This window comes from Sulfitobacter delicatus, from assembly GCF_900102535.1.
Classification (GTDB): Bacteria; Pseudomonadota; Alphaproteobacteria; order Rhodobacterales; family Rhodobacteraceae; genus Sulfitobacter; species Sulfitobacter delicatus.
Window position 1 is genome coordinate 37,555 of the sequence record NZ_FNBP01000014.1, and the last position, 13,302, is coordinate 50,856.

Consider the following 13,302-nt stretch of genomic DNA (forward strand, 5'->3'; position numbering starts at 1 on the left):
CAGGTATGTTGCAGCGCAGAATATTGACCCGCCCCCGGTGACGCAATAGGTACAGGCGACCTGCCGCGCATAGGGTGCGGGGGGCAGCAAAATATGGATGATTTAACATGTCCGAGACCCGAGACGCGGCACTCAGCAGCAAAGCATGGCCCTTTGAAGAAGCGCGCCGGGTGCTCAAACGTTATTCAAAGAAGCCGCCCGAGAAGGGGTTTGTGTTGTTTGAGACGGGCTACGGCCCCTCCGGTCTGCCGCATATCGGCACCTTTGGCGAGGTGCTGCGCACCACGATGATCAAGCGCGCCTTTGAGGAAATCAGCGACATTCCCACCAAGCTGGTGTGCTTTTCGGACGATCTCGACGGCATGCGCAAAGTGCCGGGCAATGTGCCGCAGCAAGAGATGCTGGCTGAGCATATGCACCGGCCACTGACGAGCGTGCCCGATCCTTTTGGCACACATGAAAGCTTTGGCCATCACAACAACGCCATGCTGCGCCGCTTCCTCGATACCTTTGGGTTTGAGTATGAGTTCTACTCGGCGCGTGAGTTCTACCGTTCGGGCCAGTTTGACGAAGTGCTGCTGCGCGCATGTGAGAAATACGATGAGATCATGGCGGTGATGCTGAAGTCGTTGCGCGAAGAGCGCGCGCAGACCTATTCGATCTTCTTGCCAATCCACCCCGAAACGGGCCGCGTGATGTATGTGCCGATGAAGGAGGTCAACGCCAAGGACGGTACGATCACCTTTGACGATGAAGACGGCAACGAGATGACGCTGCCGGTCACCGGCGGCAATGTGAAGCTGCAGTGGAAGCCTGACTTTGGCGCCCGCTGGGCCGCGTTGGATGTTGATTTTGAGATGTACGGCAAGGAGCACGCCACCAATACGGCGATCTACGACCGGATTTGCGAGATTTTGGGCGGCAAGAAGCCGGAGCATTTCAGCTATGAGTTGTTCTTGGACGAAAACGGCCAGAAGATTTCGAAATCCAGCGGCAACGGCATTTCGATTGATCAATGGCTGACCTATGCCAGCACCGAGAGCCTGTCGTACTTCATGTACCTCAAGCCCAAGACGGCCAAGCGGATGCATTTCGATGTGATCCCCAAGGCGGTGGATGAGTATCACCAGCAGTTGCGGGCCTATGAGACGCAGGATGCGAAGGGGCGGCTGAACAATCCGGTCTGGCATATCCACGGCGGCGATGTGCCGAAGTCGGATATGGTGGTGCCGTTCTCGATGCTGCTGAACCTCGCGAGCGTGTCGAGCGCCGAGGACAAGTCACAATTGTGGGGCTTTATCCAGCGCTATGCGCCCGAAGCCACGCCCGAGACCAACCCGGGCATGGATCAGGCGGCGGGCCATGCGGTGCGCTATTTCAACGACTTCGTGAAACCGCAGAAGGTGTTCCGTGCGCCATCTGAGTTGGAACGCGAGGCGCTGGAAGACCTGCGCGACCGGCTCAAGGTTTGGGACGGTGGCTTGGACGCCGAAGCGCTGCAGAGCATGGTCTTTGCGGTCGGCAAAGAGCGGTTCGATCCGCTGCGCGACTGGTTCACGGCGCTTTACGAAGTGCTGCTGGGCGCCAGCCAAGGGCCGCGCTTTGGCGGGTTCATCGCGCTTTACGGCGTGGATGAGACCGTGGCGCTGATCGACGATGCGCTGGCGGGCAAGCTGACCACGGCGTGAAACTTTTGCCCTTCGCCGCGCGTGACTTAGATCAAGTCAACACGGGCGGAGGGGAAAGACATGCGACAGATGATCCTGACATTTCTCGGAGGGCTGGTTCTATCGGCCCTCCTGAGCTTTGGCGCAGCCGCGCAGCAGGCTGAGATCGAAGCGACAATCACCGGGCAATTCGACGCTTTCCGGGCTGATGATTTTGCGGGCGCGCTTGAGTTCGCCACGCCGCAGTTGCAGCGGTTCTTTCAGACTCCCGAGAACTTTCGCCAGATGGTGACCAGCGGCTACCCGATGGTCCAAAACCCCGCCGAGGTGCAGTTTCTGGACCGGCGCGGAAAGGGCTCGGACATTTTTCAGGTGGTGCAGATCACGGACGCGGGCGGGTTTACGCATTTGCTCGCCTATCTGATGCAGCAGACTGCGGATGGGTGGCGCATTGGGGCGGTGCAGATTCTCGATGCGCCGGGGATGAGTGTCTGAGCCATTGTTGCGGCTCTAGCGCACGGTCGTATCAGCCCCGTTTAACACATCATTGATATTTCCCTGACCTCGCGGTTCGGCATGACCGAGCCAGAGGAGTTTTGCGGCGCGCCCCCATTGGCGGCCCGGGGAAAGGAAATGCGATGAATAAGGCGATTACCGATGGCGTGGTGCTGATGCCCACACCCTTTGCGGCGGGTCTGGATGTCTGGTCGAGCGGCGACGGCACGCCGGGATCGGACACCTATGAGAACGCGGCCAATGCGGCCTTTGTCCCGGCGGATCAGGATTTCGGCGGGGCGCTGGAATTGCTGAAAACCGACTCGGTGCAGAAGCTGCGCTACATGGGGCAGACGACACTGCTGCCCGGTTGCTATCTGCGCGTCACGGCGCGGGTGAAGGCTGTCAGTGGTAACCTGCCATCGGTGCGGATCGCGGGCTATCCGGCGCAGCCGGGCGGGGCCAAGGTGAGCGGTGTGCCCGAGTTCGGCCCTGCGACAGCCCTTACGAGCTACGGCGAGGTGGTCGAAGTCAGCGCCATTATCGGCACTGGGGATCGCGGCGGCGTGGATATGGTCTGGGGCATGGATGCGGCCTATGGGCATCTTGGGCTGGATCTGACCGGGTCGAGCGGCGGCGTGGTTCGGATCGACGATATCGTGATCGAGGATGTGACTTCGGTCTTTCTGAGGGACATGCTCGCACAGGTCGATGTGCGCGACTATGGCGCGGTGGGCAATGGCGTGACGGATGACACCGCCGCCTTTGAGGCCGCCAATGCCGCCGCAAACGGGCGCACGGTGCTGGTGCCCGCAGGGAACTACCTTCTGAACGGCGATGTGACCTTTGACACGCCGGTGAAGTTTGAAGGCCATGTGACCATGCCGGATAGCGCGATCTTGCTGCTGCGCCGCAATTTCGACCTGCCGAACTATGTGGAAGCCTTCGAGGATGAGCGGACGGCGTTCCTGAAGGCGTTTCAGGCACTCTTGAACAACGCTGACCACGATTCGCTCGACATGGGTGGGCGCAAGATCACCGTCTATAGCCCACTCGATATGCAGGCGGCGGTGCCTGACAAGACCAGCTATGCGACCCGTCGCGTGATCCGCAACGGTCAGATCGAGGCCGGGTCGAGCAGCAATTGGGACACGCAGGTGGTGACTTCGCAAGCGACCTATTCACCTTCGGACAGCCGCAAGCTGACCAATGTTACCAATGTCGCCAATGTGCCAGTTGGCGCGCTGGTCGAAGGCAATGGGGTCGGGCGTGAGATTTATGTCCGTTCCAAGAATGTCGCGACGCAGGAGATCACGCTGAACGCGCCCTTGTTCGACGCCGCGGGCACGCAGAACTTCACTTTCCGCAAGTTCCAGTATCTGGTGGATTTCAGCGGCTTTGCCTCGCTGTCGAAATTCGTGATGGCGGATATCGAGTTCCAGTGCAACGACCGCTGCAGCGCCATTAACTTGGCACCTTCGGGGCTGATCTTTCACCTGCGCGATTGCTTTGTCAGCCGCCCGATGGACCGGGGCATCACCTCGATCGGTGGCGGCTGTCAGGGGATGCTGATCGATCGCTGTCAGTTCTTGTCCGCCGAAGACGCGCTAACGGTGCCGAACCGAACCAGCATCGCGCTGAACACCAATGCGAACGACGTGAAGCTCCGTGATTGTCGGGCAACCAAATTCCGTCACTTCGCACTGCTGGCGGGGGGAAATAGCATCGTCACGGGCAATCACTTCTTTCAGGGGGACGAGGTCCATAATGGCGTGCGCTCGGCGGGTCTTATCCTTGCCTCGGCACATACCAGTGCAGTGGTGACAGGCAATTACGTCGACAATTGCTTTATCGAATGGACCAATGAGCAAGACCCGACGCCGGATCACACGAACGGCTATTCCTTCAGCGCGCTGACCATCAGCGACAACATCTTCCTGTCCGGTGAGGTTGCGCCCTGGTTCAGCTATATCGTGGTGAAACCGCATGGGGCGGGGCACTATCTCAGCGGGGTGAACATCACAGGCAACCGGTTCCGCAGCCTGAACGGTAGCATCGACCGGGCGGAGCGGGTGGATACCACCTATGCCGACCTCGATATTTCGCGCTGCAAGAACGTGGTGATGAAAGGAAACTCTTTTCATGCTGTCACGACGCAGGTCGAGAATGTCGCCGAGATTGAGCACAACCAGTCAACGCCGTCGGACACTTGGGTTATCGATACGGCGGGGCATTTGCCCTTCGACGGGCACGCCTTGAACAGTGACGCGGTGGTGGCGCATGGGGCGATCCGCAACGCCAACAATGTGGCGCAATATGACATGCCTTACGTCAAACACGCTGAAGGGCCGGACAATGACCAGCTACATGTGATCTGGCCTACCCCGGTAAAGGGGAAGGTCTCGGTGATGGTGCGGATGGACAGTCGCTGAGTTAAGACGCGTTACAGCGTGAATGGTCCCGTCGGTGATCCGGCGGGGTTTTCGTTCGCTTAGAACTGCCGCCAGATTCCGATTTTGATCGTGGTATTCTCGGGTGCGTTCACAGGGACTTCGCTGCCGATCTGCACGCGATATTGGGTGCCGCGTGGGCTAAAGATGACCGAGGGGGCGACCTTGGCAAATGTCCCGGCGGACGTGTGTGAGACGAAGAGTTGAACCATGCCGCTGGTCACCTCGGTGAAGTCTAATCCGGCTGTTGTGTCCAGTTTGATGACCCCCTGATTGAAGCCGAACTCCCATTTGACCGAGGCATCAACGGCAAGCCAGCCGTTGCGATTTTGTAAAGTGTAACCCCGCCCCCAAGACAGCCCGGCTTTGAGATGGGGCGAGACCATTTCCCCCACCCAACTTGCGCCTGCGCCGAGTTCATAGGCCCAGCGGCCCTGCTCAGTCGGCTCGCCCAAGGGGAAGCGTAAGAACAACGTGGCACTGCCAGTTTGCAGGCCAAAGGGGTTTTGGAAGGTGGTGACATCTGCCCCCAGCGTCAGGTCTTCGCGCAGCCCGTATTCGAGATAGGTGCTCTGGGTCAGATCGTAGAAATATGTGGCCGAGAAGGTTGAGGCGACAAAGCTCGTGCCCTCCTCCCGCAGCCACGCACCTGCACAGGCCGGAACGGCGGACAGTTGGCTGGTCAGCAACATGACGGCAAAGGCAGATCGCATGGCAGGCTCCTGCAGCGATCTTGGTTAAGGATGGTTAACAAATGGTTTCGGGTAACGGGCAAAAGTAAAGGCTCGGCGCTTTGCGCACCGAGCCTTTGTCGTCACTCAAATTCGTGAGTCCGGGTCAGACGTGGGCTTTGTTCCCGCGCGGACCGGCGATGAGCCACGCGATGAAGCCCAGAACAGGCAGAATAATGATGCCCAAAGCCCAAGCGATCTTGGCCATGCCGGAGGCACCCGACGTCATAACTTGGTAGATTGCGTAGATATCGGCAATCAGGATGATAAGTCCCAGAAGTCCATATTCCATTGTCGTTTCTCCTTGTAGCTTCGTCACATTCGCATTGGTGGTATAACCTGCCTATTGGCGATTTTGTTCCGCAGACCCCCCCTTCACGCCATCGGTCATAAACCGCCGGACAGTTTATTGGGCCGGAACTCCGAGGAGCAGATCGGGGTTTTTTCCTTGCAGCAGTAGCGAAAGGAAAGGCTATGACTGATACGATGACAGGTACAACCGCACCGGCATCGCTGGTGTCTTCCAACAACGTGAACGGGACGGCTGTCTTTGGCGCGGATGGCGCTGAGATCGGCCATATTGACCACCTGATGATCGACAAAAAGTCAGGCAAGGTCGCCTATGCCGTTATGGGGTTCGGCGGTTTCCTCGGGATGGGAGAGGAACACTATCCCGTGCCGTGGAATGCCCTGAACTACGACCCGGACCGCGACGGTTTCATGACCAATATCGACGAGAAAACCGTCAAAGGCGCGCCCGAACGTACCGACAGCTGGTACACTGACCGCGCGTGGCAAGAGCGGACCTTTGATCACTATGGGGTGCCGTATTATTGGCTCTGAGGCGCGGAAAACGTCACCGTGCTACATCACCGGTAAGCAAAATCGGCATCAGGCCGCGCAGCCTGATGCCGTTCATTGATTTTTAGCGTTGGGACGGGCCTGATAGGCAAAAGGCAATACTGCCGAAACTTTTGAGGTTCCCTATGCGCCGACTAATTACACTTGCCATGCTGCTCACCCTCGCGGGCTGTGGCGTGCCTTTCGTACCCTTTATTTAATTTACTGACATAATCGTAAGGACATCCTGTTCATGGAAGCTTTTCTGGACACTCTGGGCGCTGTCGCCCTGATCGCCTTGGTCGTGGTCGGCCTGGTCGCCGGGGCGATTGCTGGGGCCGTGGCAGGGCGCAACCGGCTGCTGTATCTGATCCTCGGGGTGGTCGGTGCCGTTGCTCTGCCGTTCGTTCTGGCAGCGCTTGGCATCACCGTCGTCGCTGCTGGCGGCTTGCTGGTGCTGCTGATCGTTGCGGCGATTGGTGCAACATTGGTCCTCGCCTTGGTCGCTGCGCTTAAAAAGCGTTAGACACTTTCGCGCGGCGTCGCAAACTCGGGGTTTGCTTCGAAAAACTGTTCCGCAAAATGGCCAGCGGCCCACCCCTCGTAGGTAAACAGCTTATGGGTGTCGCTTTCGCGCATTTCGCTTAGGAACAACTGGTCAGACTCGTCGCGGACAAATTCGACCCGTTCCGGTGCAGATGCAGCGCGATCCTGCATTTCTGCTTCTGAAAGATGGGATATGGCCACGAAAAACACCTGTGGTTTGCCGGCGCGTGGCAATTCACGGGCAATCGCTACGGGGTAGAGGTCGTAATCTTCCGGGGCCAGCCCTAGCTCGCTCGCGATCTCCCGCGCCATTCCCTGGCTGATCAGTTCGAACCCGTGGTCGGCGTCTGCGTCAATTTCGGGAAACTCGCAAACTCCGGACACGGTGCAATGGAGGCCGCCTTCGGTAATGGCGCCCATCTTTGGGCTGCGTAGCCGCCATAGAGGACTAAGCTGCGCGTCATAAACCATCGCGGCCACCCCAAGCGTATTGGCCAGTTGCGATGTCGCGAGGGAGGGAAGGCGACCATTCTCCGGTGGTTCGACATCTTGTCGGATGGTCTGCGCGCCAGCAGGGAGGGCGCCACTATCGGTGTCGACACTGATATTCGTCGCAACTTGATCGGTGTACCGAGCAGATTGCAATGTAAGCGTCGCCGCTCCACAATCGATGTCACACAGACGCCACGCATAGTTGTTCTCAAACCCCTCTGGCGCAGAGGGGTCGGGGTTCAGCCGCCCGAGCGCTTTGAAATGCGAAACCATGGTTTTCGCATGTTTGCTCAGTGACATGGGAATTCGGAAATTCGAGGGTCTAAATACCAACCGGCATTGTGCGACATTCAAGGCATCAAGCGCTATCGCACGCGCACCGGAGGAACGGAGCGCTGTAACATCGACGTAAGGCACCCACTGGGCCTTTTCTTCCGTGGCGCCGTAGCCGTGATAGATCGCCCATAGTCTTTCTTGATCATGCTCATAGAACGGCCCCTCTGGCTGCTTCGCGAGATCAGCAGTGACCCGCGGGCGATCTGATAGATCGGTTACCAACGTGGTGCTGATACCAAGAAAGGAGACCGAGAGCTCTTTGTTGCGTGCGCGCTGGGCTTTGAGCACACGAGCGGCCCCTTTAAGGAAAGTTCTCATAGCGCTGCGGCCCTTTTCTCAGAGATCAGAAGATTGGCTCAGCGCTTGCGTCGCTTCACATTGCCACCCCGCATGCCGCCGCGGCCAGAGGTGCTGCGGCCTGAGGCTTTCTGGGCGGTGTCAACGGCCTTATCAATCGCCTGCTGCCGCGCCATCGGGTCATCGGCGATAGCGAGGTCAACAGCTTCAAGCCGTTTGACCTCATCCCGGAGCCTTGCGGCTTCTTCGAACTCAAGGTTCTCAGCCGCTTTACGCATGTCGGTGCGCAGCCCGTCCAGCACCGTCTGAAGGTTGCCGCCCGCGAGGGGGTTGTCGACCTTGGCGGTGACGCGGTTCATGTCCACATCGCCCTTGTAGAGCCCGGCCAGAATGTCATCGACGTTCTTCTTAACCGTGGCAGGCGTGATGCCGTGTTCTTCGTTATAGGCGATCTGCTTGGCGCGGCGGCGGTCGGTCTCGCCCATCGCACGCTCCATCGAGCCGGTGATGCGGTCGGCGTACATGATTACGCGGCCTTCGGCATTTCGCGCTGCACGGCCAATGGTTTGGATCAGCGAGGTTTCGGAGCGTAGGAAGCCTTCTTTATCCGCGTCCAAAATGGCCACGAGCCCGCATTCGGGGATGTCCAAGCCTTCTCGCAGCAGGTTGATCCCGATCAGCACGTCAAAGGCGCCGAGGCGGAGGTCCCGCAGGATTTCGATCCGCTCAATCGTGTCGATATCCGAGTGCATATAGCGCACGCGAATGCCCTGTTCGTGCATATATTCGGTGAGGTCTTCGGCCATGCGTTTGGTCAGCACGGTGCAAAGCGTGCGGTAGCCGTCGGCGGCCACTTTGCGCACCTCATCGAGCAGGTCGTCGACCTGCATCTCGACCGGGCGGATTTCGATATGAGGGTCGATCAGGCCCGTGGGACGAATGATCTGTTCGGTAAAGACACCGCCGGTCTGCTCGATCTCCCACGCGGCGGGGGTGGCCGAGACAAAGACCGACTGCGGGCGCATGGCGTCCCATTCCTCGAACTTGAGCGGGCGGTTGTCCATGCAGGACGGCAGGCGGAAGCCGTGTTCGGCCAGCGTGAACTTGCGCCGATAGTCGCCCTTATACATGCCGCCGATCTGCGGGACCGAAACGTGGCTTTCGTCCGCAAAGACGATGGCGTTGTCGGGGATGAACTCAAACAGGGTGGGGGGCGGCTCGCCCGGTGCGCGGCCCGTGAGATAGCGCGAGTAGTTCTCGATCCCGTTGCAGACGCCGGTAGCCTCTAGCATCTCGATGTCAAAGTTGGTGCGCTGCTCCAACCGCTGGGCCTCCAGCAATTTGCCGTCGGCAACCAGTTGGTCGAGCCGCGTGCGCAGTTCTTTCTTGATGCCGATGACGGCCTGAGACATCGTCGGCTTGGGCGTTACATAGTGGCTGTTCGCATAGACGCGGATCTGGTCGAACGTGTCCGTCTTCTCGCCGGTCAGCGGGTCGAACTCAGTGATGCTCTCCAACTCCTCGCCAAAGAAGGACAGCCGCCAAGCGCGGTCATCAAGGTGAGCCGGGAAAATCTCAAGACTGTCGCCGCGCACCCGGAAAGAGCCACGCTGGAAAGCCGCGTCATTGCGTTTGTACTGCTGGGCGACCAAATCGGCGATGATCTTGCGCTGGTCATAGCTTTCGCCTGCCTTCAGGTCTTGCGTCATCGCGCCATAGGTCTCGACAGAACCGATGCCGTAGATGCAGGACACCGAGGCCACGATAATCACATCATCGCGTTCTAGCAGCGCACGGGTGGCGGAGTGGCGCATCCGGTCGATCTGTTCGTTGATCTGGGATTCCTTCTCGATGAAAGTATCCGAGCGGGCGACATAGGCTTCGGGCTGGTAGTAGTCGTAGTAGGAGACGAAATATTCCACCGCGTTGTCCGGAAAAAAGCCTTTGAACTCGCCGTAAAGCTGCGCCGCCAGTGTCTTGTTCGGCGCGAGGATGATCGCCGGGCGCTGCGTCTCTTCGATCACCTTGGCCATGGTGAAAGTCTTGCCCGTGCCCGTCGCGCCCAAGAGCACCTGATCGCGCTCGCCCGAGTTTACCCCTTCGGTCAGCTCCTTGATCGCTGTGGGCTGATCGCCCGCCGGGTCGAACTCGGTGACAAGGTTGAACTTTTTGCCACCCTCCAACTTGGGGCGGTTGCGCACGTCGGGCGCAGGGTTTGCCAGCAGGGGCATCCCCTCTGATTTGTCGGAATGGGCATAGGGCATCGCGGATATCCTTCGTCGGGCACAGACATAGGTGCCCCCTTTCACGCGGGGTTCAAGGGGGCGAGATGCTGCTATGCACCGTCTTAGCCGCTAAAGCGGACTATTTCATCAGCCGTTTGCGGTTCTGACGCACCTTCCGTGTGAGCGGGGCAAGCGAGGCGTTGATGATTTGCTCAGGCGCTTTGCCAGCAAATGCAGCCTGCGTGCCTGCGCTGAACGCCTTGGTCATCGCCGGACCTTTTTCCGAGATCATGCGGTTGTTTTCGCCTGGCCGTGCGGGCAGGGCGCCGGCCATCGCCATCAGCCGCAGGGACATGACGATCTGGGTTTCGACAGCGAGCGCGGCAAATTGGCTTTGCAGGGCGAAAAAGGTGAAGGGGGTCATTAGGGGCGCTCCGTTGGGGTTGTTCATATGTAGTCTCTGCGCTGCAGCATTCCAGAGCGCGCCTTGCTTATCGGCATCCCTTGCCCCTTGGCGCGGAATATTAGATAAGTTCACAGGTTCCAGAAACGAGAGACCCGAAATGCGCGCACGTATCTACCAACCCGCCCGTACAGCGATGTCCTCCGGCGCGGCCAAAACCCGTGTCTGGCTGCTCGAATTCGCCCCGGCGGAGGCGCGCTCAGTGGACCCGTTGATGGGCTGGACCTCCTCCGGCGATACACAGAGCCAAGTGCGCCTGCAGTTCGACACCCGCGAAGCCGCCGAAGAATATGCGCGTGACCACGGCATCGACGCGCAGGTGCAAGAGCCGAACAAGCGCAAGCCGAACATCCGCGCGGGCGGGTATGGTGAGAACTTCGCGACAGGACGCCGGGGCGCGTGGACGCACTAAGGGTGTGTCGATCTGGGTGAAGTTGGCTTGGAAGCGGAGCCTTAACTTCGCTTGAAGACCTTACGTTAATACATGGGCGCCCGTTGGACGCCTTTTCTATATGTTGGTTGTCCCGCCGAAGAGAGGACCAATGGCGGGCGATGCTCTGAAACGGACCACTTAGGAACGGATGAGACAAGCTCATCCAAACCCTAGTACTGCATCGTCACCCGGTGCCCGCGGCGGTAGGTCAGTTGCACAAAGGTGATGGTCTGCCCTTCGAGCCAAGTTGTACGCTCGGTTTGGAACAGAGCGTCGCCTTCTTTACAGTCCAAATAGTCCGCTACAATTCCGCTCGCAGCGACGGCGTGGAAGCTGATCTGGGCGTCTGTAAATGGGACCGTGGAGACCAGCCATTCATTAGGGCCGACCTCGCTGAAGTCATGCTGTTCAGCCTCGGGCAGGGCGCTGAGGTTGATCCAGCGGTCTTCGTGCTGATAGGGTGCGCCATCGGCGTAATGCATGCAGGTTAGGTGCAGCGCCCGGTCTTCGTCCTTCAGCGCCATACGCGCGCGGAGCCAGTTGGGGGCGGGTTCGGCTTTGCATTGGACCAAGGCATAGCGGTATTTGGCGCCCAGTTCCTTGATCTCTTGGCCCACGATGGGGATGTTCATTCGCACATGGCGGACCGGGTTCTGCCGGACCCGTGTCCCGGCTTTGCGGCGGCGTTCGATGATGCCATCATCGGCCAGTTCACGCATCGCCCGGTTGACCGTAGCGCGCGCACAGCCATAGCTGACCGCCAGATCGACCTCATTGGGCATGGCGCTGCCGGGGGCGAGATCGCCCTGAGTGATCTGACGCAGAATGTCGGCTTTCACTTCGCGGTAGGATATGGACATCTATGCGCTCTCCGATAAAGCGAAACTGGGGCGGCCATGCCGCTGAGTTGGCTGGAAAAGCTATATACTATAGTTTCAAAAGACCAGACATAAAGGGTGCCGCCCTTACTCTGAATGCTCTTGCGCGCAGGTGATCCGACAGCGACCGGCAAGAGTTGGACCGCCCTCCGAGCCTCCTAAACCATAGCGCGATTCAGCGAGGTTCCAGACCAAGCGCCCAATTGTTGAGCGCCAGCTTTGATCCCTCCAAAGTTCTGCGCCGAATAATTTGACATTATTATGCATCTACATAACAGATATAAGTACGTATTTGACCTGAGGGCCACAGCTGCCCGTTTCGAGGTCGTAACAGCCGATCGGAGGGTGGGCATATGAAAAGACGGACATTTCTGACAACCGGGGCAGTAGGCACCGCGGCAACGGCACTGGCATCTCCCGCCATCGCCCAAGACAAACGGCAGTGGAAGATGGTCACCGCATGGCCGAAAAACCTGCCTGGGCCGGGCGTTGCGGCGCAACAATTGGCCGACCGGATCACGACGCTGTCTGGCGGGCGGATCGAAGTGAAGCTGTTCCCGGCGGGGGAACTGGTGCCCGGGCGTGGCGTCTTTGACGCTGTCAGCGAAGGGACTGCCGAACTGTATCACGCCGTTCCGGCCTATTGGGGCTCCAAGTCCAAAGGCATCCTGCTCTTTGGCTCGCAGCCGTTTGGTCTGCGCGCGGATGAGCAGGTTGGCTGGATGATGCATGGCGGCGGGCAAGAGCTTTACGACGAGATGTATGGCCGCTTTGGCATCAAACCCTTCCTCTGCGGCAACTCTGGTCCCCAGTGGGGCGGTTGGTTCCGCAACGAGATCAACTCTGCCGAAGACCTGAAAGGTCTCAAGTTCCGCACCACCGGTCTGGCCTCTGAAATGGCGGCGAAGCTCGGCATGGCCGCCGAAGCGATGGGCGGCCCGGCGATGTTCCAAGCCCTGCAGACCGGCGCATTGGATGCGGGCGAGTTTATCGGCCCATGGACTGACAGCGCGCTTGGCTACTATCAGGTTGCGAAGAACTACTACTGGCCCGGCGTGGGCGAGCCATCCTCTGCCGAGGAATGTGGCATCAACGGCGATGTCTATAATGAGCTGCCGGACGATCTGAAACTGGTGGTCAAGACTGCCTGTGACAGCTTGTACAACCAAGTCTGGGGCGAATATTTCACCAAACACGCGCAAGCGCTTGACGCGATGGTTGCCGAGCATGGCGTTCAGGTGAAGATGTTCCCCGAAGACGTGCTGGTCGCAATGGGCAAAGCCGCGGCGGAAGTGATCGACGATCTGCGCAACGACGACGATGAGTTAGTCAAGCGGATCACCGAGAGCTTCGTGACCTACCGCGACTCGGTCGGGAAATACATGGTCTATGCCGATAACGGTCAGATGAACGCCCGTAATCTGGTTATGGGCTACTGATAGCTTCAGG

The 13,302-nt window shown here is 59.2% G+C and carries 13 protein-coding genes; 7 read left to right on the plus strand and 6 right to left on the minus strand.

Annotated features, from left to right (window positions below; all coding sequences use genetic code 11):
- The first annotated feature begins 107 nt into the window (after positions 1-107).
- From BLS57_RS17780 to BLS57_RS17790, 3 genes are all read left to right on the plus strand, one after another.
- On the plus strand, positions 108-1,688 hold the full coding sequence (locus tag BLS57_RS17780; RefSeq protein ID WP_093743999.1) for a lysine--tRNA ligase: 1,581 nt from the start codon (positions 108-110) through the stop codon (positions 1,686-1,688).
- A 60-nt stretch (positions 1,689-1,748) separates the two neighbouring features.
- Complete coding sequence (locus BLS57_RS17785; RefSeq protein ID WP_093744000.1) at positions 1,749-2,162, plus strand: DUF4864 domain-containing protein; 414 nt, start codon at positions 1,749-1,751, stop codon at positions 2,160-2,162.
- A 143-nt stretch (positions 2,163-2,305) separates the two neighbouring features.
- On the plus strand, positions 2,306-4,594 hold the full coding sequence (locus BLS57_RS17790) for a glycosyl hydrolase family 28-related protein (protein ID WP_093744001.1): 2,289 nt from the start codon (positions 2,306-2,308) through the stop codon (positions 4,592-4,594).
- A gap of 59 nt (positions 4,595-4,653) precedes the next feature.
- Here BLS57_RS17790 and BLS57_RS17795 read toward each other — a convergent pair whose 3' ends face one another.
- Both BLS57_RS17795 and BLS57_RS17800 read right to left on the minus strand, forming a co-directional pair.
- Positions 4,654-5,325 (minus strand): hypothetical protein, encoded by a 672-nt coding sequence (locus tag BLS57_RS17795; protein ID WP_093744002.1) that lies wholly within the window; start codon positions 5,323-5,325, stop codon positions 4,654-4,656.
- 124 nt (positions 5,326-5,449) lie between these two features.
- A complete protein-coding gene (locus BLS57_RS17800) occupies positions 5,450-5,635 on the minus strand; it encodes a PLDc N-terminal domain-containing protein (RefSeq protein WP_093744003.1) in 186 nt (61 codons plus the stop codon).
- Between the two features lie 182 nt (positions 5,636-5,817).
- Between BLS57_RS17800 and BLS57_RS17805 the strand changes: the two genes are divergently transcribed.
- Both BLS57_RS17805 and BLS57_RS17810 read left to right on the plus strand, forming a co-directional pair.
- Positions 5,818-6,186, plus strand: a complete 369-nt coding sequence (locus BLS57_RS17805) for a PRC-barrel domain-containing protein (protein ID WP_425274359.1) — start codon at positions 5,818-5,820, stop codon at positions 6,184-6,186.
- A 250-nt stretch (positions 6,187-6,436) separates the two neighbouring features.
- On the plus strand, positions 6,437-6,709 hold the full coding sequence (locus BLS57_RS17810; RefSeq protein WP_093744004.1) for a GlsB/YeaQ/YmgE family stress response membrane protein: 273 nt from the start codon (positions 6,437-6,439) through the stop codon (positions 6,707-6,709).
- Here the strand turns inward: BLS57_RS17810 and BLS57_RS17815 are convergent.
- The 3 genes from BLS57_RS17815 to BLS57_RS17825 all read right to left on the minus strand — a co-directional run bounded on the left by BLS57_RS17815 (position 6,706) and on the right by BLS57_RS17825 (position 10,503).
- Positions 6,706-7,875, minus strand: coding sequence for a hypothetical protein (locus tag BLS57_RS17815; protein ID WP_139186665.1), 1,170 nt, complete (start codon positions 7,873-7,875; stop codon positions 6,706-6,708). The genes BLS57_RS17810 and BLS57_RS17815 overlap by 4 nt on opposite strands.
- A gap of 38 nt (positions 7,876-7,913) precedes the next feature.
- Positions 7,914-10,118 carry an excinuclease ABC subunit UvrB gene (gene uvrB, locus BLS57_RS17820; RefSeq protein WP_093744006.1) on the minus strand — a complete coding sequence of 735 codons (2,205 nt, stop codon included), beginning with the start codon at positions 10,116-10,118 and terminating at the stop codon, positions 7,914-7,916.
- Between the two features lie 100 nt (positions 10,119-10,218).
- Positions 10,219-10,503 carry an antifreeze protein gene (locus BLS57_RS17825; RefSeq protein WP_093744007.1) on the minus strand — a complete coding sequence of 95 codons (285 nt, stop codon included), beginning with the start codon at positions 10,501-10,503 and terminating at the stop codon, positions 10,219-10,221.
- 139 nt (positions 10,504-10,642) lie between these two features.
- Between BLS57_RS17825 and BLS57_RS17830 the strand changes: the two genes are divergently transcribed.
- Positions 10,643-10,954 carry an ETC complex I subunit gene (locus tag BLS57_RS17830; protein WP_093744008.1) on the plus strand — a complete coding sequence of 104 codons (312 nt, stop codon included), beginning with the start codon at positions 10,643-10,645 and terminating at the stop codon, positions 10,952-10,954.
- 191 nt (positions 10,955-11,145) lie between these two features.
- Here the strand turns inward: BLS57_RS17830 and BLS57_RS17835 are convergent, their stop codons facing one another.
- Entirely contained in the window at positions 11,146-11,835 is a 690-nt protein-coding gene (locus BLS57_RS17835; protein WP_093744009.1) for a GntR family transcriptional regulator, read from the minus strand.
- A gap of 371 nt (positions 11,836-12,206) precedes the next feature.
- Between BLS57_RS17835 and BLS57_RS17840 the strand changes: the two genes are divergently transcribed.
- Entirely contained in the window at positions 12,207-13,292 is a 1,086-nt protein-coding gene (locus tag BLS57_RS17840) for a TRAP transporter substrate-binding protein (RefSeq protein ID WP_093744010.1), read from the plus strand.
- Positions 13,293-13,302: the final 10 nt, after the last annotated feature.